Annotated in this window: 17 protein-coding genes; 15 read left to right on the top strand and 2 right to left on the bottom strand. The window is 62.0% G+C overall.

Annotated features, from left to right (window positions below; genetic code table 11):
* The first annotated feature begins 578 nt into the window (after positions 1 to 578).
* The 5 genes from FHS84_RS01380 to FHS84_RS01360 all read left to right on the top strand — a co-directional run bounded on the left by FHS84_RS01380 (position 579) and on the right by FHS84_RS01360 (position 9,976).
* Positions 579 to 1,265: a hypothetical protein gene (locus FHS84_RS01380; protein WP_166929501.1), complete on the top strand. Its 687-nt coding sequence runs from the start codon at positions 579 to 581 to the stop codon at positions 1,263 to 1,265.
* Positions 1,266 to 1,513: 248 nt separating this feature from the next.
* Complete coding sequence (locus tag FHS84_RS01375) at positions 1,514 to 1,972, top strand: hypothetical protein (protein WP_166929498.1); 459 nt, start codon at positions 1,514 to 1,516, stop codon at positions 1,970 to 1,972.
* Complete coding sequence (locus FHS84_RS01370; RefSeq protein ID WP_166929497.1) at positions 1,972 to 2,187, top strand: hypothetical protein; 216 nt, start codon at positions 1,972 to 1,974, stop codon at positions 2,185 to 2,187. The genes FHS84_RS01375 and FHS84_RS01370 overlap by 1 nt, the downstream gene beginning before the upstream one ends.
* 371 nt (positions 2,188 to 2,558) lie before the next feature.
* On the top strand, positions 2,559 to 6,077 hold the full coding sequence (gene nifJ, locus FHS84_RS01365) for a pyruvate:ferredoxin (flavodoxin) oxidoreductase (protein WP_208393622.1): 3,519 nt from the start codon (positions 2,559 to 2,561) through the stop codon (positions 6,075 to 6,077).
* A 449-nt stretch (positions 6,078 to 6,526) separates the two neighbouring features.
* Entirely contained in the window at positions 6,527 to 9,976 is a 3,450-nt protein-coding gene (locus tag FHS84_RS01360) for a TonB-dependent receptor domain-containing protein (protein ID WP_166929496.1), read from the top strand.
* Positions 9,977 to 10,048: 72 nt separating this feature from the next.
* On the opposite strand, the gene FHS84_RS01355 is transcribed toward FHS84_RS01360, so the two are convergent.
* On the bottom strand, positions 10,049 to 11,452 hold the full coding sequence (locus FHS84_RS01355; RefSeq protein ID WP_208393620.1) for a glycoside hydrolase family 28 protein: 1,404 nt from the start codon (positions 11,450 to 11,452) through the stop codon (positions 10,049 to 10,051).
* A gap of 286 nt (positions 11,453 to 11,738) precedes the next feature.
* Here FHS84_RS01355 and FHS84_RS01350 point away from each other — a divergent pair, with 286 nt between their 5' ends.
* On the top strand, positions 11,739 to 12,569 hold the full coding sequence (locus FHS84_RS01350; protein WP_166929495.1) for a GNAT family N-acetyltransferase: 831 nt from the start codon (positions 11,739 to 11,741) through the stop codon (positions 12,567 to 12,569).
* A 39-nt stretch (positions 12,570 to 12,608) separates the two neighbouring features.
* Here the strand turns inward: FHS84_RS01350 and FHS84_RS01345 are convergent, their stop codons facing one another.
* Complete coding sequence (locus FHS84_RS01345) at positions 12,609 to 12,875, bottom strand: DUF2934 domain-containing protein (protein ID WP_166929494.1); 267 nt, start codon at positions 12,873 to 12,875, stop codon at positions 12,609 to 12,611.
* A 238-nt stretch (positions 12,876 to 13,113) separates the two neighbouring features.
* Between FHS84_RS01345 and FHS84_RS01340 the strand changes: the two genes are divergently transcribed.
* From FHS84_RS01340 to FHS84_RS01300, 9 genes are all read left to right on the top strand, one after another.
* The gene (locus FHS84_RS01340) at positions 13,114 to 13,821 is read left to right on the top strand and encodes an ATP-binding cassette domain-containing protein (protein ID WP_208393619.1); all 708 of its coding nucleotides are present in this window, start codon (positions 13,114 to 13,116) and stop codon (positions 13,819 to 13,821) included.
* Positions 13,821 to 15,227: an ABC transporter permease gene (locus tag FHS84_RS01335; protein ID WP_166929493.1), complete on the top strand. Its 1,407-nt coding sequence runs from the start codon at positions 13,821 to 13,823 to the stop codon at positions 15,225 to 15,227. The genes FHS84_RS01340 and FHS84_RS01335 overlap by 1 nt, the downstream gene beginning before the upstream one ends.
* Before the next feature lie 10 nt (positions 15,228 to 15,237).
* The gene (locus tag FHS84_RS22155; protein WP_166929492.1) at positions 15,238 to 16,539 is read left to right on the top strand and encodes an FtsX-like permease family protein; all 1,302 of its coding nucleotides are present in this window, start codon (positions 15,238 to 15,240) and stop codon (positions 16,537 to 16,539) included.
* Between the two features lie 7 nt (positions 16,540 to 16,546).
* Positions 16,547 to 17,314, top strand: coding sequence for an outer membrane lipoprotein-sorting protein (locus FHS84_RS01325; protein WP_166929491.1), 768 nt, complete (start codon positions 16,547 to 16,549; stop codon positions 17,312 to 17,314).
* Positions 17,315 to 17,317: 3 nt separating this feature from the next.
* Positions 17,318 to 18,688, top strand: a complete 1,371-nt coding sequence (locus FHS84_RS01320; protein ID WP_166929490.1) for a hypothetical protein — start codon at positions 17,318 to 17,320, stop codon at positions 18,686 to 18,688.
* Between the two features lie 130 nt (positions 18,689 to 18,818).
* Positions 18,819 to 19,796: a sulfotransferase family protein gene (locus FHS84_RS01315; RefSeq protein ID WP_166929489.1), complete on the top strand. Its 978-nt coding sequence runs from the start codon at positions 18,819 to 18,821 to the stop codon at positions 19,794 to 19,796.
* Between the two features lie 2 nt (positions 19,797 to 19,798).
* Complete coding sequence (locus FHS84_RS01310; protein ID WP_166929488.1) at positions 19,799 to 22,021, top strand: glycosyltransferase; 2,223 nt, start codon at positions 19,799 to 19,801, stop codon at positions 22,019 to 22,021.
* Positions 22,018 to 23,031 (top strand): glycosyltransferase family 4 protein, encoded by a 1,014-nt coding sequence (locus FHS84_RS01305; RefSeq protein WP_166929487.1) that lies wholly within the window; start codon positions 22,018 to 22,020, stop codon positions 23,029 to 23,031. The genes FHS84_RS01310 and FHS84_RS01305 overlap by 4 nt, the downstream gene beginning before the upstream one ends.
* Before the next feature lie 328 nt (positions 23,032 to 23,359).
* Positions 23,360 to 23,719 carry a sugar transferase gene (locus FHS84_RS01300; RefSeq protein WP_166929484.1) on the top strand — a complete coding sequence of 120 codons (360 nt, stop codon included), beginning with the start codon at positions 23,360 to 23,362 and terminating at the stop codon, positions 23,717 to 23,719.
* The last annotated feature ends 4 nt before the right edge of the window (positions 23,720 to 23,723 follow it).

Below are 23,723 nucleotides of genomic sequence, written 5' to 3'. Positions count from 1 at the left end.
GCGCCTCGGTTCAGCTATTTCCGGTGTGACGCGGATCCGGAGCTTCGCGAAGTCCATCGCCGCTGCATTTTGCCAGCCTGCCTCCAAGTGATTGTTCGGCTTGAAGATAAGAACGAAACGGGAACTTTCAAGAGGCTGCGACAAGTGATGCGCTGTTCGGAGCGAGAGGCGGTTGCAACGAAATCTAGGAAATCGTGGTCTTATTCAAAGAAAAACGGCTTTTCCTTTAATAAGGGGGCCGCGCTATTAAAGTTTTCTGCGGTAGGACGCCTCGGTTGAGCTACGACAACTGGTAAGTGGTTCGCGTGGAGACGTGGAGGCGCGAAATAGAATGGGCAGAAAATCCGCCTTGCCTGACTGGAGTGCGCAGTTTTCAAGTCTACCAAGCTTCTTTCGGACCTTCTTGCTTACAATATCTAACGCGCACGCTTCAGCTAGAAACTACACTAGCTTCCGCTGCCATATGCAACGTTCACGACTTTGGTGAAACCGCACTAGTGTTTGTAGCCATGCATGAGCAAACGAAACGGTGCGCCCTAACTGACGTACCCAAGCCAGTTGCGCAACGCTGGTGGGGTATGCGCGTCGCGAGATATGCGCGACAACTCGGTCGCGCAATTGCACGACGGCGCATCTCGCGGAAGGAGCGCAAATATCGAGAGGTTCTCGATGCGACTTTCGAGGAATTCAAGAAGTGGTCGATCAGGCATGAAAACGGTCGCTATCGCGGGCTTTCAACACTCTTCAATATTGGGCTCTATTTGCTGATCGCGAATAAAGACATCCAGGCGCTGAAGCTCGATGCGTTAACCCATCCAGACGTGTGGACACGCAAGCTCCATGCCCGAATAATTCTGCTCACAATTCTTGAATGGGATGCGGATAAGGTGTCCGGGAAGAAGTTCAAAGAAGCACTCGATTTAATGGCAATACCTGCCTATCTGAGGCTTGAAGCTGTGGATGTACTCCGTGAGCTGCGGCAGATTCAGCGGAAGGCTAATAGCCAATTTACACACATTCGCAACACAGCAATCGCTCATCGGGATGCCGACGCGCTCCTTCAATATCGCGCAATTCGTGACCTAAAAGAATGGGAGGTCTGGGAGCTTGCCGCCGAATTCTTCGCAGCAGTTGAAAAGTTCATTCTCGTCCACACAAAGATATTAGGCGCCAGTCAGACTTTGCAGTCCTATATCAGGCAGTGGTCTGACAGTGAGAAAAGGCAATCTCAGCCGCAGGACGTGCGCGGAGAATTGGCGCCATGAGTTGCCTGCGTTTGCCTTGACGCGCTGTCGCGAGCACCCTTCGGTTCGGCGCTGACGCGTCGAACCACTTACCCCGCGGTCTGAGTGTCGAGCATCAAGAGCATCGCGCCCGCGCGGGGCAGAAAAGGGCGGAGGCGCAGAAGGCGTGCTTTCTTGGCGCTCGTTGTTGCCCTATCTTTTCTGCCCCCCGCAGTTGCGGGGGGAAGTGTCCGGCGTAGCTTAGCGAAGACGGACGAAGGGGGGCGGTTGTGCGCGGTTCAGATCGACGAAATATAGCGAGTGAAAAACTGCTGCCGGGGACTGGGGCGAAAACGGTCCGGTTCGTCTGCTGGTACCTCGCGATCGAATTGCTGCCGTTCATTGCTATCCATCTCGTCTATCACAAGCCGGTGGCGGTGCTGGTGTTTCCCTATGTCGTCTTCGGTGCGCCTGCGCTGTTTCAAGTGCCGGTCTATGGCTTGTGGCTGCTGGATGCCCGCGGAGCATCGCCTCGGCTGTTGGGCTGGTGCTGGTTTTGGCTCATGCAGGCGCTGTTCTCTACGATATTGCTCGGCATGCTGATCGGCGGTCTGGATGTTCACGTTGCGTCTCGCGACGAAGCGATCTGGGGATTTGTTGTTATGCAGATGATCATGTCCCCGATCATCTTCTTTACCGGCTATCTGAAGGTGTTGGCGAATAAGACCGCGAAGCAGGAACTCGTCTGATGCTCGTCGCTGCGCTGATATTGTTGCTGCTGGTGCCAATGCAAGTGGCCGTTATTTATATTATTGGGCGCTTTTTCCTGAAGCAGGCGACGGGGCCGTTGAGCCGTTTGCGCGAACCGGAAATACGTCGTGACTTCTTCTGGCTGATGCTGACTTCCGGTCTCTACACCGGTGTGGTGGTGTTCCTGTTGGACACGTATCTGCCCGGCGCCTAGCGATCGATGTGATCGGGTGCGCGACGAGCGATAGGTGAGCCCCCTTCGGTTCGGCGCTGGCGCGCGTTCGTACGCTGGCGCTACTCACTCCCCCCGCGGTCTGCGTGCACGTGTCGAGTTTATTGTGCCCGCGTGGGGCAGAAAAGGAAGGCAGACGCGCGAGCGGAAAAAGGGCCGCGTTCGCGTGGGGCAGAAACGGGCGGCGGAATGCGCAGAAGGTGAACGGGTGCACAGGTGCCTCTCTAAACCCATTGTAACGAAATGGCTTTTCGCGCTTTTCCGCCATTCTCCGCCGCGCACTATGTCGCTTTGTCCTGACGGCGTGCGGCGCCTAAACCGTGCCCAGCAAATTCCCGTTTTCCGGAGCGTCCATGAGCCAGTCCCCGATGATCACCGTTGACGGCAACGAAGCCTGCGCTTCCGTCGCCTACCGGATGAACGAACTGGCGGCGATCTATCCCATCACGCCGTCTTCGACCATGGGCGAGCTGGCCGATCAGTGGATGAGCGAGGGCCGCACCAATCTGTGGGGCCGCGTGCTCGACGTGATCGAGATGCAATCCGAAGGCGGCGCGGCGGGCGCGGTGCACGGGGCGCTGCAAGCGGGCGCGCTGGCGACGACCTTCACGGCGTCGCAAGGCCTGCTGTTGATGATCCCCAATATGTACAAGATCGCGGGCGAACTTTCGCCGTTCGTGATGCATGTCACGGCGCGCACCATCGCGACGCATGCCCTCTCGATCTTCGGCGATCATTCCGACGTGATGGCGACGCGCCAGACCGGCTTCGCCATGCTGGCGTCGGCCTCGGTGCAGGAGGCGCAGGATTTTGCGGCCATCGCGCAATGCGCCAGCTTGAAATCGCGCGTGCCGTTCGTCCACTTCTTCGACGGCTTCCGCACCTCGCATGAGGTCGCCAAGATCACGCCGCTGTCGGACGACGATCTGCGCGGCATGCTCGACGAGAGCGAAATCGTGGCGCTGCGCCATCGTGCGCTGTCGCCCGATCATCCGGTGCTGCGCGGCACTGCGCAGAATCCCGACCTCTATTTCCAGGGCGTCGAGGCGCGCAATCCTTATTACGACGCGTTGCCGGGCATCGTGCAGGGCGCGATGGACCGCTTCGCCAAGATCACCGGCCGCCAATACGGGCTCTACGAATATGTCGGCGATCCCAATGCCACCGACGTGATCGTGGTGATGGCGTCGGGCGGCGAAACCGCGGCGATGACCTCGGAATGGCTGAACGAAAAGGGCCGCAAGACCGGCGTCGTCAAAGTGCGCCTGTTCCGTCCCTTCGCGGTCGACGCCTTCGTCAAGGCGCTGCCTGCCAGCGTCAAGAAGATCGCGGTGCTCGATCGTTGCCGCGAGCCGGGTGCGGTGGGCGAGCCGCTTTACCAAGATGTAGTGGCGGCGCTGGCCGAAGCGCGCGCGCAGGGTTTGTCGACGCTCGATCCCACGGTGATCGGCGGGCGCTATGGCCTTGCGTCGAAGGAATTCACGCCTGCGATGGTCAAGGCGGTGTACGACGAACTGGCGCTCGGTGCGCCCAAGCGGCGGTTTTCCGTTGGCATCACCGACGATGTCGGCGGACTGTCGCTGTTCGTCGATGAAGGCTTCCAGATCGTGCAACCGGAAGAACGCCGCGCGGTGTTCTTCGGACTCGGCGCCGACGGCACGGTGGGCGCCAACAAGAACTCGGTGAAGATCATCGCCGGGCATACCGATCTCTATGCCCAGGGCTATTTCGTCTACGACTCCAAGAAATCGGGCGCGGTGACGGTTTCGCATCTGCGCTTCAGCCCGGAGCCGATCCGTTCGGCGTTCCTGCTCGATCAGGCCGATTTCGTCGCCTGCCACCATTTCGTGTTCCTCGAGCGCTACGACGTTCTGCGCTACGCCGCGCCCGGCGGCACGCTCTTGCTCAATGCGCCGTATCCGGCGTCCGAAGTGTGGAGCAAGATGCCGGCGGCGGTGCAGCGCGCCATCGTCGAAAAGAAGCTCAAGCTGTTCGTGATCGATGCCGGTGCGGTGGCGCACAAGTCGGGGCTGCGGGGTCGCATCAACACCATCATGCAGACCTGTTTCTTCGCGCTCGCCGATGTGCTGCCGAAAGACGAAGCCATCGCCGCCATCCGCAAGGCGATCCAAAAAACTTACGGCCGCAAGAGCCAGGCGATTGTCGAGAAGAATTTCGCCGCCGTTGACGCGACGCTGGCGCATCTCGAAGAGGTGACGGTGCCGGCGATGATCGATGGCGCCGAACTGCCGCCGGTGGTTCCGGCCGATGCGCCGGACTTCGTCAAGTCGGTCACCGCTGCGATGCTGGCAGGCAAGGGCGATGCGATTCCGGTGAGCGCGCTGCCGGCGGACGGCACCTGGCCGGTCGGCACCGCGCGCTACGAGAAGCGCAACATCGCCGACGAGATTCCGGTGTGGAATACCGCGCCGTGCACCCAGTGCAATCGCTGCGTCATGGTCTGCCCGCATGCGGCCTTGCGCGCCAAGGCGGCGCCGATGGGTGAGGTTGAAGGCACGACGCTGAAATTCCTGCCGTTCAAGGGCAAGGAAGCAAAGCCCGGCAGCGCCTATGTGCTGCAAGTGGCGCCCGAGGATTGCACCGGTTGCGGCCTTTGCATTGCCGCGTGCCCGAAGGAAGGCTCGCTGGCAATGACGCCGAAAGAGGACGTGATCGCGGCGGAGAAGACGGCCTTCGAAGCCTTCCTCAAGCTGCCCGATCTCGAACGGGCCGGTCTCAAGATGAGCCTGCGCGCCAGCCAGTTCATGACGCCGCTGTTCGAATTCTCCGGCGCCTGCACCGGTTGCGGCGAGACACCCTACATCCGCACCCTGACGCAGTTGTTCGGCGACCGCATGATGGTGGCGAACGCCACCGGCTGCTCCTCGATCTACGGCGGCAATCTGCCGACGACGCCGTATACGATTGGCCGCGACGGCCGCGGACCTGCATGGTCGAACTCGCTGTTCGAAGATAATGCCGAATTCGGTCTCGGCATGCGCCTCGCGGTCGATCGCCATGCGGCGGAAGCGGCCAGCCTGGTGCAGAAGCTGGCGGGCGAATTGCCCGAAGGCTTGGTCGCGGCGCTGACCGCCAATGGCGGCAAATCGGATGCGGAAATCCGCGACCGGCGCGCCCAGGTGGCCGAACTGAAGTCCATTCTCGCCGGCAAAACCGGCAACGACGCGCAACGCCTCACCGATCTCGCCGATTATCTGGTCGAGAAGGTGGTGTGGATCATCGGCGGCGACGGCTGGGCTTATGACATCGGCTTCGGCGGTCTCGACCACATTCTGGCGTCGGGCCGCAACGTGAACATCCTGGTGCTCGATACCGAGGTCTATTCCAACACCGGCGGGCAGCAGTCGAAGTCGACCCCGATGGGCGCGGCCGCCAAGTTCGCCACCACCGGCAAGGTGCGCGCCAAGAAGGATCTCGGCGCCATCGCGATGTCGTACAAGGACGTCTATGTCGCCACGGTTGCGGTCGGAGCGAAGGACACCCAGGTCGTGACCGCGCTGGCGGAAGCGGCCTCGTATGACGGCGTATCGCTGGTCATCGCTTACGCGCATTGCATCCATCACGGCTTCGATCTCACCGCTGGGCTGGAGCGTCAGAAGGCGGCCGTCGCTGCGGGGTATTGGCCGCTCTATCGCTACGATCCGCGCCGTGCGGCGGCAGGGCAGGCGCCGCTGGCGCTCGATTGCCAGGAACCGACACTGCCGCTCGGCGAGTTCATGGCGGGCGAAACGCGCTTCAAGATCACCGACAACGCCGATCACGCGCGCTACCAGGAGATGCTGAAGCAGGCCGAAGAACAGGTCCGCCACCGGTTCGCGACGCTGAAGACACTGTCCACAAAGAGCGAGTAATCCCACATCGGTTGTGTGCGCTGCTGCAGGCCGGCAACACCGGACCAAATAAGTGTGGCAGCGCAGTTGCACCAGACGATTGTGATGAAGCGAAAGAACCCTTTTTACGGGATAATTTGCAATATTATTTCTAATTTTGCTGATTGAAGCACATTAAGCATCGTTGCCTTATTTGTTTGCGCTATCAGCCCCTGTCCCCATCGTTGCTTCTACGTCATTGACGTTTCGACACGTTCTGACGCAATATCGCCACGATTGCCACCGGTGTCATCCGATGGCAGCGACTGCGGGGAACTGTCGAGTTGGCGCGCGCCTGATTCAAGGTGCGCACGGATTTAGGAAAACGGGAGGGATTAGAAGTGAGAAGAACATCAGACGTCGATGCAAAGCAGGGAAAACTCGATGTATTTCGCTGTGCCTTGACATGCAGCGCCGCGGTCGGCGCGCTTATGCTCGCAGGCACTGCCGCGCTCGCGCAGGAAGGTGGCGACATTGAGACAGTGTATGTCACCGGTTACCGCGCCTCTCTCGAAAAATCTCTCGACATCAAGCGCGCCGCGACGGAAATGGTCGATGCGATCAGCGCCGAAGATGTCGGCAAATTCCCCGACTCCAACCTCGCTGAATCGCTGCAGCGCCTGCCGGGCATTGCCGTGGATCGCGACAACGGCGAAGGTCGTACCATCACCGTCCGCGGTTTGAACGCCGACTTCACGCGCGTCACCGTCAACGGTCTCGAAGCGTTGTCGACCTCCGGTTCGAGCCAGTCGGGCGACGATCCGAACCGTTCGCGCCAGTTCGACTTCAACACCTTCGCTTCGGAACTGTTCTCCGGCTTGAAGGTTCACAAGAGCCAGGCCGCGGACGTCGACGAAGGTTCGCTCGGCGCTACCGTGGAACTAACCACCGGCCATCCCTTCGATATCGGCGATAAGGCCGTGGTTTCGCTGCAGAACGCCTGGTACGAGCAGGGCAAGCCCTTCAATCCGCGCATCAGCGGCCTGTTCTCGAAGACCTTCCTCGGCGGCCGTCTCGGCGTGCTGGTGTCGAGCGCCTACAACATGCGCCATCAGGTCCTCGACGGTTATATGCGTCAGGCCGGCCAGAGCGACTTCCTCTATCGCCAAGTGTATTTCTATGGCCCGAAAAACGGGTCTTCAACCGTCGGCTATCGCGTCGCCAACGGGTCCGAATACTACTATCCCACCCGTTTCGGCTTCTCCGCGCCGTCCACCGCCACCTGCAACGCAGCAAACACGAGCGACCTGAACTCGATCATTCCGGGCCAGTCGCTCGCCAATACCGACGTTTGCAACGCTTTCAGGGGCTCCAACACCACTGCCTATAACACCGTCGTCAAGAATACTGCCGGTCTGAGCACCGGCCTGATGGCGATGGGCAGCAACTACAAGACCTATTATTCGAGCGCCGGCGTTGCCGACGCCTATCAGCCGTTCGTGACGATGATCCCGTCGCTGGCGAACCTGAACAAGCGCGACCTCTATCAGAGCCGTCTCGGCAATACCGCATCGGTCCAGTGGCAGCCCACCGATCACACCCTGATCGTCGCCGACGTCCTATACGCCAGCACGTATCAGGACTCGGTCAACTATCAGGTCGGCCTGATCGGCACCAACCGCGCCAACCAGACCCAGCAGCTGGCTGCAGTGACGTCCAGCACCGCGAGCGGTTTTGCGACGAGCGTCAACACCGCGTTCAAGCAGAACGGCTATTACAAGTGCGCCAATTCCTCGGGCGTTGCCGGCTATGCCGACGTCGCCTGCAACAGCGGCGATCTTTATAACTATTATGTCGCCAAGACCGGCTCCGTCTCCGGCGCCCTGCAGAACCTGATTTCGTTCGTCGGCAAGCCGACCACCAAGATCGCCAATGCCGAGGTGTCGAACAATCAGGCCACCTACCTGCAGATGGCGAACATCGACCTGCGTTCGGCTGCCGACCAGGCGAAGTACACCACCGAGTTCGTGCAGAGCACGCTGCGCGCCGAACAGCAGTTCACCGAAAAGCTGAAGGCGGACCTCACGTTCGGCTACTCGCAGTCGCGCAACAAGCAGATCGGTATCCTGGCCGAGTTCAACAACATGGACGTGGGCACCTACGACGCCACGACTGGAACCTGCACGGGCTGCTTCACCTATGACGCGCGCAACGGCGGTGAGATGCCGGAGCTCGGCTTCTCTGCCGACGGCACCAACACGGTGGCCGATGCGGGTTACTGGGATGTCGTCAAGGGCTTCTCGGCGATGCGCCATTACATCTGGGGCACGGTCAACAAGTTCCGGACCGCCTCGGCGAATGTGAGCTACAGCGTCATCGATCAACTCGACTTGAAGGCCGGTATGTCGGCCCGCATCTACGACTTCAATACCTACAAGACGATCCGCGTCGTTCCGGACACCTACAACCTGGGTCTCGACCAGATCAACGCAGCGGGCGGCACCAACTACACCGTTGCCGATCTCGGCCAGCGCCTGTCGTTCGGCAGCGGCATCGATGCGCCGGAAGGTACGCCGAGCGCCATGTATGTGCCCGATCTCGACAAGTTCCGGGCGATCTACGGTCTCGGCGACAACTCGGTGAAGGTCTTCGGTTCGGGTGCGACCGCGGTCGAGCAGAACAACGTCTCGAACAGCGACTATACCCAGAACGCCGGCAGCGCCTATGCCGCGACCTACAAGGTCAGCGAACACGACAAGGCGTATTACGCGCAGGCCGACTTCCACAACATCATGATCCTGGCGCGCGAACTGCGCGGCAACATCGGTCTTCGCTTCGTTACCACCGAAGTCCAGGCCGATGGCCGCTCGTATCTGCCGGGCGTCTACGCCACGGCGCATTCGAGCTATAACGACTTGCTGCCGTCGGCGAACCTGTCGTACTCGCTGACCGACGACATGATGATCCGCTTTGCCGCTTCCAAGGTGATGGCGCGTCCGCAATTGGCCGCGATGTCGCCGAGCATCACGAGCATTTCGATCCCGAGCACGGTTCCCTTCACGACCGGTACGGTGACGATGGGCAATCCCAATCTGAAGCCGTTCCGCGCCAACACCTTCGACTTCTCGTACGAATGGTATTTCGACGAAGGGTCGGCGATCTCCGTGGCGGTGTTCTCGAAGTGGATCAAGGGCATCATCCAGCAGGTCACGACACCGGCGGTTCCGATCAGCCAGGTGCTGTCATCCAATGCACGCACTGATCTGGCGGCGTATTACGCGGGTCTCGGAACGACGGCTGGCACCACCCAGCACGACTTCCTGCTCGACGACACCAACTCCTTCGACGTCACACGTTTCGAAAACACCGGCAACGGCGTGCTCAACGGCATCGAAATCACGTGGCAGCAGCAGTTGAACTTCCTGCCGGCGCCCTTCGACGGGTTCGGCCTGAACGCCAACTACACCTTGCTGCATTCGAAGATGAACTACCTGCTGCGTCCGGCGGTTCTCAGCAACGGTGCGGTCTCGTCGCCGGCAGTGTACGGCCCCGGACCGTGGGTCGGCGCCTCGCCGGTGGCATGGAACTGGACCGTGTTCTATGACGGCAAGGACTGGGAGAACCGTCCGTGGTCGGGCCGTATTTCCGGCGCCTATCGCAGCCAGTTCGCCTACAAGTATCCGATCGCGACCGGTACGGCGAATCCGGGCTACAGCGACAGCCCGCTGGTGAACGACTACATCTACACGAAGTCGACCTTCAATCTTGATGCGTCGTTCTCCTGGGACTACACCGATTGGATGCAGTTCCGCATCGATGCGATGAACCTGACCAACCAGACCGAATCCCGCTCGGCTTATACCAACTTGGCCGATCCGGCGTCGGCGTACTATGCCGCCACCGGCCGCCAAGTCTTCGCTGGCGTTCGTCTGAAGTACTAAGCGTTCCCTCGCAAACAAATCGGGGCGCCGGATTCCGGCGCCCCTTTTTTATTGTCCGGCCTGTTCGCGGCGTTACGGCGCCGATACCGGCTTGCCGTTGATCGTGAGACCGCGGAATTTCATGCCGCGGACGTATTTGACGATCACGCCGTCCGAGACGTTGTCGAAGGCGCAATGATCGAGCGTGATGTCCTCGACGACGGCGTTGGGAAGGCCCTGGGCGTCGATGCCGTACTTGCTCTTGCCGCTCACGATCGAACTGAGGTGCACGCCCTTCAGCACCGGATGGTAGGCCCCTTTGCCGCCTTCCTCGTAATTGAAGTCGATAGTCAGCACGGCGTGCGCAACCTGTCCGACGGCGATGTTGCGGAAGTGGAAGTTTCCGAGATTGCCGCCGCGCATGGCGTTGTTCTTGATCCGGATCGCGTTCCACAGATCGGGGCTGTCCATCCGGCAGTTCTCGGCGAAGACGTTATGGACGCCGCCGGTGATTTCGCTGCCGATGGTCACGCCGCCGTGGCCGTCTTTCATGCGGCAGCCGCGGATGACGATATTCTCGCTCGGCACGTTCACCCGCCGCCCGTCGCCGTTGCGGCCGGACTTGATGGCGATGCAGTCGTCGCCGGTGTTGAACGAGCAGTTCTCGATCAGCACATCGCGGCAGCTTTCCGGATCGCAGCCATCGGTGTTGGGACCGGCGCTGTCGATGGTGAGCCCGCGCACCGTCACCGACCGGCAAAGAACCGGATGGACTTCCCAGAACGGCGCATTGCGCAAAGTGACGCCTTCGATCAGGACGTTCTTGCAGCGATAGGGCTCGAAGAAATTGGGGCGCAGATAGCTGCCTTCGCCGAACAGCCGCTCGGCCACCGGCGTGTTCGCATCGCCCATCGCGAACAGCCTGTTGCGTGCCGCATCCTGGTTCGGCGTGCCTTCGCGCCAGCCGAAGTTCATTTTGCCTTTCCACGGCCACCAGTAAACGTCCGAGGCCTGGCCATCGAGCGTGCCTTCGCCGGTCACCGCGATGTTTTCCGCCTCGAAGGCGTAGATCAGCGGCGAATAGTTCATGCACTCGACGCCTTCCCAGCGCGTCAGGACGAGCGGCAGGTAATCGGCCGTGTCGGTCGAGAAGCGTACTGTGGCGTCGCGCGAAACGAACAGGTTCACATTGCTCTTGAGATGGATCGGGCCTGTCAGCCATACGCCTTCAGGCACGACCACGCGACCGCCGCCGGCCTTGGTGCAGGCATCAACGGCTTTGGCGAATGCCTCGGTGCATTTCGTCTTGCCGCCTTCCGTGGCGCCGAAATCGGTGACGACGAAATCGCGCGCAGGAAAGTGGGGCCGCACGATCCGCGCCACGATACGATCGGCTTCGGCCCAGGGATCGTCAGCACGAGGACGTGCCTCCGCCACCAGCGGGGCCATGACACCGGTGGTCATCATGGTTTGCAGCAAATGGCGGCGGGTTGTCATCGAAATCTCCTCAACGCGGATGGCGTTCGGCAAGATTACGAGCGGGACCCCGACCTGTCATGGCAGGCGAGGGCGGCATTGTGTCCGCCGCAACAAAGTTCTTCCGCGGACGTTTCCATCGCGCAGGCCAGATGGAACAAACGGATTGAGCCTAGCATCTCCGCGCCAAGCCGCAGAAACAGCGGTCGTCACCGAGCCCGCGGGCTTTGCAGCACTGCGACAGTCCTGGCGAGATCTTTGGCAGCGCTGTCCCTCGGCGACGCCGTTTCAATCGCCCGAATGGCTGATGCCGTGGTGGGATGTGTTCGCGCCCGGCGAACTTCGGGTGATCGCCATACACGAGAATGGCGAACTCACCGGCCTTGCACCGCTCTATCGCGACGGAAACGTTTTGAGGCCGATCGGCGCCTCGCGCTCGGATTATCAGGACATTCTGGTTTCGCCGCAAAGCCGGGCCCGCGCGGCCATCGCCTCTGCGATTGCGGCGATGCGCGACGTGGAGGTTTGCGACTTCGACGAGGTGTCGCCGGACGCCTCGGTGTTGAGCCTCGAGATCTTCGGCTGGCATGAGCGGCTGGCGGGCGCCAGCCCGTGCCCGCAGACGGAATTGCCCGCGTCGCGGATTGCTCCGTCCACATTGCGTCACCTGCGGACTGCCAAGCGGCGGGCGGCGCGGCGGGGCGAATGCGTCATCCTTGAAGGCGATGCCGATAATGCGCAGGCGCTGATCGGCGAACTGGCACGTCTGAGCAAGCTGAGACAAGAGGACAGCGTTTTCGGCGATCCGCGCGTCGCGGACTTTCATTCCGCCGCGATGCCCGGCCTGATGGAGCAGGGGCTGGTTCGCCTTTATGCCCTTTCCATCGCCGATGCGGTGGCTGCGGTGTATTACGGGTTTCTGCACAACGGCCGCGCTTACGCCTACCTCGGCGGTTTCGATCCGGCGTTCGCATTCGAAAGTCCCGGCGCGATCTTGCTGGGCCATGCGATGGAGAGCGCCGCGAAAGAGGGCGCGCGGGTGTTCGATTTTCTCCGCGGCAACGAGGCCTACAAATACGATTGGGGCGCCCGCGACCGCTTCAACGTGCGCTATCTTCTCGAGCGCCGGCATGGCTGACGCCTCGCCGAACATCATGGGTTTGATGCGAAATCTGGTTCATGGCCGGCGGGCCTTCACGCCTGGGGTATTGATGCCGTCCGCACGCTCCAGTCCCGGCGTGGGGGAGGGGGACGCCGGACCTTTATGAACGGTGATATTGGAGGCCGGCACATCGTTGACGCCTGCCCGGTGGGCGGCGGTGCCGTCGCTCAGTTCCTTTTCGACTTGCCGGCGGGCCCGTTCCCAGTGTTCGGCGTCGCGGCCGAGCGGTTTTCCCTCGCTCAGCCAAATTTGATAGGCGCGCTCGCGGATGCGTTCGTCCATAGCCGTCTCCTATAATGTGCGTTCCAGGAACGTCCGGCAGGCGCTCAAGCTCCGCTTCACCCAAAAGACCGAATGATTCCCGAGAGTTCGCGCACCCCAAGAAGCCGCTTGCGATGGAGTACTCTGTTATATAGAGTAATCTACATCCAAGCTGGTTTCGCCCCTCGCGGGTCGCATAACCATCTCACTTTAGGGCAAGATCACAACCTAGCCGGGTTCCTTCTGGGGAGGACAATCAGTGTCGGAGTCTGTAGCAGCGCCGGTCGTCGCCTTGCGCGATGTCGTGAAGACCTATGACGACGAAGGTCTCAAGGTCACGGCCATCAACGGCATCACCATGGAAATCCCGCGGCGGCGCTTCGCCATGATCGTGGGGCCGTCGGGCAGCGGCAAGACGACCTTGCTCAACCTGATCGGCTGCATCGACAAGCCGTCCACGGGAACCATCGAAGTGGCGGGCGAGGCGGTCGGCCGGCTATCGGATAACAAGATCACCGATTTCCGTGCCAAGAACATCGCCTTCATCTTCCAGAATTTCAGTCTCTATCCGGTGCTGTCCGCCTACGAGAACGTGGAGTATCCGCTTCTCCTAATCGGCATGCCCGCCAAGGAACGCCGCGAGCGCACCATGGGTCTGTTGGAGGCGGTCGGGCTCGCCGATCAGGCCAAGCAGCGTCCCAACCAGCTTTCCGGCGGCCAGAAACAGCGCGTCGCCATCGCCCGCGCGCTCGTCAAGCATCCCGAGATCGTGCTGGCCGACGAACCTACCGCCAATCTCGACAGCCAGACCGGCGCGCAGATCATCGAACTGATGCGCAAGATGCAGCACGAACAGGAAGTCAGCTTCATCTTCGCCAGCCACGATCCGCAGCTCATCAGCCACGCCGAGGAGACCTACATCATCCGCGACGGCAAGCTGGTCGAACATCGCACGGAGACCGTGTGATGATGCTGTCCAAGATCGCCTTCCGCAACATTCTCCGGAATGGCAGGCGTTCGCTGATGACGGCGTCGGCGATTGCCGTGGGCGGCATCGCCATGATCCTGTTCGGCGAGTACAACGATTTCGCCTTTCTCGGCCTGCAAACCCAGACGGTCACGGCCTCGGGCCACATGTCGGTGTTCGCCAAAGGCTATTTCGAATTCGGCAGCGGCAATCCTTCGGGATATTCGATTTCGAAATATAAGGACGTGATCCGGCTGATCGAGAACGATCCCGAACTGAAGCCGATGGTCAACGTGGTGACGCCGACCGTTTCGCTGTTCGGCATCGCCGGCAACTTCTCGGTCGACGCATCGAAGACGTTTTTCGGCACGGGTTTCGTGCCGTCCGACCGCGACCGGATGCGGCATTGGGACGAATACCGCCTGCGTCCGGCGAATTACGTGTTTTCGCCGCTCGGCGTCGGCGACAAGGAAATCAACAAGGGCATCGTCGGCGTCGGTCTGGCGCGGGTGCTCGGTTTGTGCGAAGCGCTGAAAGTCGCCAATTGCCCGCCGCCGCCCAAGGAGGCCGCGCCCGTCGTCAACAATGCGCCGGCCTTGTCGGTCGATCTCGCGGAACTGACGGCGCGCGACCGCACTGCCGCAGCGGCGAGCGCCGCGCCGGTCGAGCCGCGGCTCGATCTTCTCGGTGCTACGGCAAACGGTGCGCCCAATGTGGTCAACTTTTATGTGACCGAAGCGCAGAGCCAAGGCGTCAAGGAACTCGACGACGCCTTTGTCGGCATGCATATCGCGCTGGCGCAGGAGCTGCTCTACGGCCGCGGCGAGCACAAGGCGGTGGCGATCCAGATCCAGCTTCATCGCACCGAAGATCTCGAACGCGCCAAGGCGCGGCTGAACCGGCTCTTTGCCGAGCATAGCCTGCCGTTGGAGGTGCGCGATTTCACCGAACTGTCGGCGTCCTATGTCCAGATCCGCAACTTCCTGACCGTGATGTTCGGCTTCCTGACGGTGATCATGCTGATGATCGTGATCTTCACGGTCGTCAACACCATGACCATGAGCGTGATGGAGCGGGTCAACGAGATCGGCACCGCGCGCGCCATGGGCATTCGCCGCTCGGGTATCCGCCGGCTGTTCGTTCTCGAGGGCTTTCTGCTCGGTGTGATCGGCGCCACGGCCGGAGCCGTATTGGCGACGCTGCTCTCCATCTGGTTCAATAACGCCGGCATCATGTACACGCCGCCGGGGCAGGCGCATCCGGTTCCGGTGCGGCTGCTCACCAACGATTGGGTCCTGATCTATCGCGTCTGGATCGGCCTCGTGATCATCGCCACGGTCGGTGCGCTGGTTCCTGCCGGTCGCGCCGCGCGGATGAAGGTCGTCGACGCCTTGCGGCACGTTTGAGGGGAATGAAGTGTTCAAGATCGCGTTCCGCAACGTCCTGCGTAATGGACGCCGCTCCTTGATGACCGCCTTGGCGATCGTGGTCGGAGCCACCGCGCTGGTTCTGCTCGGCGAATACAATGCGATGATCAAGGTCGGCATGGAAACCGGCCTGGTCCGCGGCATGGGCCACCTGCAGGTCTTCAAGAAGGGCTATTTCGATTTCGGCAGCGGCAAGCCGGCCGCCTATTCCATCGCCGACTACGAAAAGGCGATCGATACGATCCGCAGCGACCGTGTGCTCGCATCCATGATCACGGTGATTTCGCCGCGCGTCAGCCTCGGCGGCATTGCCGGAAACGCCGCGGTCGACAAATCGAAGACGTTCTTCGGCTCCGGTCTGGTGCCGTCCGACAAGGACCAGATGAACGCCTGGGACGGCTATGGCATCACCAACGGCGATCGTCCGAAGAGCGGGCTCGACGATGCCAAGCCCGATCAGGTCGTGGTCGGCGTCGGCCTGGCGCGCATTCTTGGCCTGTGCAAGCCGCTCAAGCTGAAGGATTGCCCGGCGAGCGAAGTGCCGCAACCGGCCGCCAAGCTGCAGCTTCTGTCGGGAGCGGGCGGGGCGCCGAACATCGTCAGCGTCACCGCCGTCAAGGCGAGCGGGCAGGGCGCCAAGGAGATGGACGACAGCTATATCGGTCTCCACTTCGCGAAAGCGCAGCAGCTTCTCTACGGCGGCGACCAGCACAAGGCCACCGCGATCGTGATCCAGCTCAAGAACTCGGCCGACATCCCGCACGCCAAAGCGCGGCTGGCCCAGATTTTCGCGCGCGACAAGCTCGATCTCGAAGCCAAGGATTTCGACGAGCTGTATCCGTCGAATAAGCAGATCCTCGGCTACTTCATGGCGATGTTCGCTTTCATCGGGGTGGTGATGGCCATCATCGTCGGCTTCACCATCGCCAACACCATGAGCATGAGCGTGATGGAGCGCACCAACGAGATCGGAACCGCGCGGGCCATGGGCGTGCGCCGCGGCGGCATTCATCGCCAGTTCCTGCTCGAAGGGGCGATCCTCGGCGGGCTGGGAGCAACCGCCGGCATCGCGATCGCGCTTGGGTTGACGCATCTCATCAATCACGCCGGCATTACTTATACGCCGCCGGGCAACGCTTCGCCGGTTGATCTCTATCTTCTGACCAAAGGCACGCAATCTCTGCTCGCCACCGTCTGGATTTTGCTGACGGCGATTGCGACGCTTGCCTCCATCGTTCCCGCCAATCGCGCGTCGCGCATGAAGGTCGTCGACGCACTCCGTCACGTGTGAGGATATTATGAAAAACGTGTTGATCGGTCTTGTGGTGGCCCTGGCGCTGACGACGGGGGCGCGGGCGGAGATGTCGGCGCAGGAGATCGTCGCCAAGGTGGACGAAGGGCGCAATCCGGGACAGGGCTTTCGCGTTCTCGACACCCTGACCGAATACATCAACGGCAAGCCGCGGGATTCGATGCAGATCGTCGTGTTCGCGGTCGAGAACAAGACGCGCCAATACAACAACCTGATCCGCTATGTGCAGCCCGCGCGGGACGCCGGCAAGATGGTGCTGATGAACGGCTCCAACATGTGGTTCTACGATCCGTCGTCGAAGGCGTCGGTCCGCATCTCGCCGCAGCAGCGTCTTTTGGGGCAGGCTTCCAACGGCGACGTCGCTACCGTCAATCTGGCGCGGGATTATGCCGCCAAGCTCATCGGCGAAGAGAGTTTGCAGGACGCCGACAAGCAGAACCGCGCCTGCTGGCATCTCGAACTGAAGGCGGCGAACGACGAAGCGGTCTATTCGCGGGTCGAGTATTGGGTCGAGAAGGGAACGTTCCGCCAGATCAAGGGCAAGTTCTATTCCGACAGCGGCCGGCTCCTGAAGATCGCCTATTACCACAAGTTCACGCCGATGCTCGGCCGCATCATTCCGGCCGAGACGATCGTGATCGATTCCGTCAACACCAATCTCGTCACCACCATGGCGATTTCCGACATGCGGTTCCAAACCGTTCCGGATTCGTGGTTCCAGCGCGATTTCCTGCCGCGCCTCAAGATCGACTGAGCGATGCGTAAAGCGGCCTTCCTGATTGCGATTTGCGGCATCGCGCTTCCTGCGGCGGCGCAGGAGAACGACGATCTGGCGCGTATTCCCGGTGCGGTCGAAGAGGCGGCGCCGCCGCCGGCGACGGCCGAAGATCACGGCAAGTATTCGCTCGCCAACGCTTTCGGCTGGTACGGTTATCGCGGCACGTTCGTTGTTTCGCCGGGGGCCGCCGTGCCGTCGCGCTGGAACGACCGCGTCAGCGCCGATGCCTTGGTCACGTGGAAGCTGTCGGACACTTTGCGCATTACCGCCAGCGACGTGCTCGCCGCCAGCTTCGCCGATGGCATCGGATTTCCCCGCCAGTCCGTGCGCAACGATCTGCGCGAGCTTTACGCCACCTGGGAAGCGGCGCCGGAAACCTATCTCGAGGCGGGGCGCATCAATGTCCGCTACGGTGTGGCGTTCGGCTACAATCCGACCGATTTTTTCCGCGCCCGTACCTCGGTCGCGCAGTCTTCGTCCGATCCCGGCGCCATGCGCAACAACCGGCTCGGCACGGTGATGCTCCGCGGCCAGCATGTGTTCGACGGCGGCTCGCTGGAAGTGATCTACGCACCGAAACTGCACAGTCCGGTGCCGATGGGCGGTCTTGCCTGGCCGCTCGATCCCAAAATCGACCAGACCAACGGCTCGGATCGCGTGTCGGCAAGCTTTTCGTTCGAACTGGAGGAGTTCAGTCCGCAGGTACTGGCGTTCTACGACAGCGGCCGGCTGAAGTTCGGCTTCAATGCCTCTCACCCGATCGGCAATTCGATCATCGCCTATGCCAGTTGGGCCGGCGGCGAGGCGCCGAGCGTGATCGTCGATGCCATCGCATTCGGCAAGCGGACGCGCATGCTGCCGTCCTACGTTCCGGTGCTGCCGCCGGTCGCGTCCGGACGCGGCTTCAAGAACGACGTCTCCGTCGGGGCCTACTGGAACGGCGAAGACAAGGAAACGATCAGCATCGAATATAACTTTCATCAGGCGGGGCTTTCGCAGGACCAGTGGCGGAGCTGGTTCGCGACCGGCGCCAACCCGATGCTCTCCTCGCTGATGTGGTACATCCGCGGCTATGCCGCCGACCGTCAGGATCCGACCAGCCGGCATCAGGCGTTCGTGCGCGCCGATTGGATCGAGCCGTTCCATATCCTGCACGCCGATCTCAACGCTTACGTGATGACCAATCTTGCCGACGGCTCGTGCACGGGCCAGTTGGGCGCGTCCTACGATCTCTCCGATTATTGGAGCGTGGCGGCGTTCGTCAGCGGCACCACCGGCGGGCGAAGGAGCGAATGGGGCTCGCTGCGCGGCTCCTCGAGCGCGATACTTCAGATCGTGCGCTATCTCTGAGAGCCTTCCGCTGCGGCATGATCGGCCTCGAAGTTGGCGCTAGGTTCCACGATTTTCCTAACTCTCGGCAAAACCGCTTGATTTGTGCGCCCATTTTTCGGATAGCGGCGGGCGACCAGCCGAGATGTGTATGCCGCTACGGAAAGACGAAGACCAACCGTTCTTCATCGTCGGATCCGGGCGCTCCGGTACGACGCTTTTGCGCATGATCCTGGCTTCGCATTCGCGGCTTGCGATTCCGCCCGAAACCTATTTTCTCGATCCGTTGCTGAAGCGGCTTCCGGCGACACGGGCGTTGACGAACGACGAGATAACACGCGCGATCGCGATCGTGACCGGTTCCATCCGCTGGCCCGATATGGGCATCGATACGGATGCATATGCCGCCGAGGCGTCGGCGTTGCCCCAGCCCACTCTGCGCGATCTGGTCGAAATCGTTTATCGCACCCACCTGGGGCGTGAAGGCAAGCAGCGCTGGGGCGACAAGACCCCGGCCTACATCCGTATCGTGCCGCAGCTTGCCGAACTCTATCCGGGTGCACGCTTCATCCACTTGCTGCGCGACGGTCGCGACGTCGCCAAATCGTTCCAGTCGGTGGGCTGGTACGGTCCGCTGCTCAACCGCAATATGGGCGAATGGCTGGAAGCAACCAAGCTCGATGCGCGCTGGCGCCGGATGCCGGTGGCCGACCGGCTGTTTCTGGTCCGCTACGAAGATCTGGTGCGCGACACCGAACGCACCGTCCGCGGCATCTGCGATTTTCTCGGAGAAGAATTCGAGCCGCAGATGCTGGCCTGGGAAGACAAGGTCGACCGGCTCGTTCCCTCCCGCGAGATGGCCATTCACGCCAAGCTGCGGCGCAAGCCCGATCCGGCCGATATCGAGCGCTGGCGCCGCGAGATGTCGACCTCCGAACTCCTGGTCGCCGAAGCCTTCATGGGGACCGAACTTGGCCGTGCCGGCTACGAACGTCGTTTCGGTGGCGTGATGTGGCGGCCGCTGATGCCGGTGGTGCGCTATTTCTGCCGATTGGTATTGCCGCTGGCGAGCGCCGTTTGGAACCGCATCGGATCGCCCGCGCGCAAGGCTGCATCGGCGCGGGGCTGAACATGGCGAACCTTCTTCTCTTGAGTTATGCGTTTCAGCCCGACAACACGCCGGCCGCCGCTCGGCCGAGCCAACTGTTCCGCTATTTGCCGGAATTCGGAGTCGAGCCGTTCGTGTTTGCCTCGTCGGCCGAAGGCGGCATCAATCCGGAAACCTCGGTCTGGCGCGTTCCGGCGGAGCGGGAGTCGGCCGGGCTGGCGGCGGCATCGGCGGCGGCGCGCGTGTTCATGCGCTTTGCCGCGCCATACAACGACCGTCTGCCGTGGGTTCCGTACGCTGCCGCCGCGGCGGCCCGGTTGATCCGGACACGGAAGATCGACGCGATCTATTCGACGTCTCCTTTTCTCGCGTCGCACTTCGCCGCGCTGTGGCTGAAGGGGAAGTTCGGACTGCCGTGGATCGCGGATTTCCAAGATCCGGTTTGCGACAATCCTTTCCGCAACCGCAACTGGTTCTACCCCTACGATCCGCTGCTCGAGCGGCGCATTTTCGAACGTGCCGACCGGGTGATCGCCAATACCGATGCCATCGCCGAGGTGTGGCGGAAGCGCTATCCCGCGTGCCGCGATGCGATATCGGTGTTGTGGAACAGCTACGATCCGGACGAGGCGATCGAGCAGGTGCCGTCCGCGGAACGCGGCCACCGCGTGCTGGCGCATATCGGCACGCTCTATGGCGGACGCCATCCGGGCCAGTTGCTCGGCTCGCTGAAGCGGCTCGGCACGAGCGCTGAGACATTGCGGGTCAAGCTGATCGGGCCGATCGACGAGGCCGTCATGAGCGCCTACGGCGCCTTCATGACTGCCATGAGCGATGTGGTGGAGGTCAACAACACGCTGGTGCCGCGCGAAGAGGCGCTGCGCGAGACCGCCGAAGCCGATTGCCTGCTGCTGCTCGACGTCAACGAGCGCAACACCGCGTTCCAAGTGCCGTCGAAGCTGCTCGACTATATCCGGATCGGCAAACCCATTCTCGCCTACACGCCCGCGGATTCGCCGGTCGACCGCATCCTGCAGCAGAGCGGCATCGCCCACGTCGTGATCGCGCCCGATATGTCCGATGCCGAAGCCGACCGGCGCGTGCAGGAATTCCTGTCGTTGCCGCTGACCGCGCGCGAACCCTCGGCGTGGTTCGTGCAGACGTTCAGCGCCCGGACGCAGGCTTCCACCGTCGCGGCGATGGTGCATGGGCTGGTGAACCCGCGGCCACGACCTGTGCGCAAGGTGCGCCCGTCGACCGAGCGCCCGCTGATCGTCACCACCGTCGATGCGGAGGAGGCGTTCGACTGGGACAAGCCGCTGTCGCGCGACTTCCACAACGTCGGCTCGATGAACGAGCAGTTCGTGCTGCATCGCGTGTTCGATCGCTTCGGCATCGTACCGACTTATTTCGTCACGTATCCGATTGTGATGGAGCCGGACGGCTACGCCTTTCTGGCCGAATGTCTCAAGGCGGGAAAATGCCGGATCGGTGCCCAATTGCATCCCTGGGTGACGCCGCCTTACGAAGAAGTGGTGAATGCCTATAACAGCTTTGCCGGCAATCTGCCGGAGGCGCTGGAGCGGGACAAACTGAGCGCGTTGACCGAGGCGATTGCCGCGCGGTTCGGCCAGCGTCCCGTGGCGTATCGCGCCGGCCGCTACGGCGTGGGGCCGAACACGGTGAAAACGCTTACCGCCCTCGGCTATCGCGTCGATTCCAGCGTGGTGCCGGAGTTCTCCTATCATGCGACCGGGGGGCCGACATTCTTCGGGCGGCCAACCACGCCGTATTGGCTCGATCCCGACCGGCGTGTGCTGGAACTGCCGCTGACCTCGACTTACATCGGACAGCTGTCGAGCGGAAACTGGCGCCATCTCGCCAACGGATTGTTCGAGAACGATGCCCGCCATGCCTTGTCGCGCTCGCTGATGGCGCGCACCGGCCTGATGGAGCGCATCCGCCTGACGCCCGAAGGCACCAATGTCTCCGACGCCAAACGTCTGGTGCGCGCGCTGCTCAAGCGGGGAACGCGCACGTTCACGCTGTCCTATCACACGCCGTCGCTGTTGCCCGGCAACACGCCGTATGTGCGGAGCCGCGCCGACCGCGACCGTTTCGTCGGTTGGTTCGAAGAGTTTTATGATTTCTTCCTTGGCGAGATCGGCGGCGTGCCGGCGACGGTCGAGGACGTATACGAACAGGCGCGTGTAACCTGTAAGGATTTGACGCCGGCCCTGCCATGAGACCGGATATCGTATTGCTGCCATCGAACCGGCTGCAGCGGCCGGGCTCACCGCCGCCGCGCTTCGGAATTGCCGATGCGTTCGAGCGGATCGGCTTTGCCGCGGAAGTGCTGGATGTCAACGATGCGTCGCGCAACCCCTTCGCCGGGTGCGCGTCGCTGTTCGCCAGCATCGATCCCTGGCGCGCCGCGAAGGTTCTCTTCCGGCGCCGCAAAGCGTACGCGGTGATTTCGTATTACCAGTCCGGCGCACTGTTGCTCCTGGCGCTGCGGCGGGTCGCGGGATTCAAGCCGCTGGTGGTGATCGTCGATGTCGGGGACGATTCCAACTGGCCCTTGCGGGCGCGGATCGTCGCCTTTTGCCTGAAGCGCGCCGATGCGGTGTTCAGCTTCGCCCGCGATCAGACCGGCTATCTGGCGCAGCGCTACCCCGGCGCGCAAGTTCAGTTCCTGCCGCAGCAGATCGACACCGAATTCTTTACGCCGTCGGGCGGCGAGGGCGATTACGTCCTCTCGATCGGAAACGATTTGTCCCGCGATTACGAGACGCTTCTGGCGGCCGTGTCCGGTCTCGATGTGCCGGTGGTGTTGCGCACGGATCGCGTTGCGTCGCAGGCGGGCATTGCGATCGCTCCGCGCGGCAGCGACGAGGATTTGCGCGCGCTCTATCACGCGGCCAGAATCGTGGTGCTGCCGCTCTACGACATGCGCCATCCCGGCGGCATTTCAAGTCTGTTGGAAGCGTTTGCTTGCGGCAAGGCGGTGGTGGCAAGCGATGCGCGCGGCATTCGCGATTATCTGCATCACGAAGAGAACTGTCTGGTCGTTCCCTGCGGCGATGCGGCGGCGCTGCGGGCGGCCATTACGCGTCTGCTGCAGGACGATGCGTTGCGGATGCGGCTGGGCAGTGCGGCACGCCGCTATGCCGAGACGGAGCTTTCGCAGGACCGTTACGCCGCGCGTCTTAAGGATGCTTTCGCGGCGCTAAGGCCGTTTCCGCCTTCCGTCTGAGCGGAGCGTTATCGCCGCCCAGAAAATAGCCTACCAAAGGTGCCGCAACGGCAGAAATCGCGACCCACAATCCGATCACCAACCACATGTGCCCGTCTCCTTTGGGGCAAGATAGCGTGGCTGCGGGGAGTCCGTAACCGTCGCGCCGAATTCGGTAACAGCTTTCTGTCGTCCGTCGTACCTATGAAACGTGCGAAACGTGATTGGGATCAACATTGCTAGTAACATAAACAATATTATGACGGCCTCGTCACGCCGAACGGCGTTGCATTCACGCTGCAAACTTGCTTCAACTTGTATGGATCTCAAAACACGAATGAGGAGAACGATGACCATCCGGCGTCTGGGCGATATCGCAATGGCCTTGGCACTTCTTTATGTCTGCCTGCCCGTGATTGTGCTTGGTGCCGTCGCCGTGTGGGTCGAGTTGGCGGCGGCTCCGTTCTGCCGCGTCGAGCGGGTGACCCGCGGCGGGCGGATCGTACGGCTGTGGCGGCTGCGCATCGTCCGCGATACCGAATTCGGTCCGAAATTGACGCGCACAGGGGCGCTGCTGCACCGCTATCACCTCGAACAGATTCCGCAGCTCTTGAACGTGATGAACGGCGATTTGTCCCTGCTGGCGCCCGACGGAACGCGTCACGAGGCCGTCGGCACCGGGAAGGCCTTCGCGCTGCGTCAGCGCTAGCACC

The sequence above is a fragment of the Rhizomicrobium electricum genome (genome assembly GCF_011762045.1).
GTDB classification, from domain to species: Bacteria; Pseudomonadota; Alphaproteobacteria; order Micropepsales; family Micropepsaceae; genus Rhizomicrobium; species Rhizomicrobium electricum.
The sequence above is the reverse complement of the archived record's forward strand: the minus strand, read 5'-3'. Positions and strand labels throughout refer to the sequence as shown.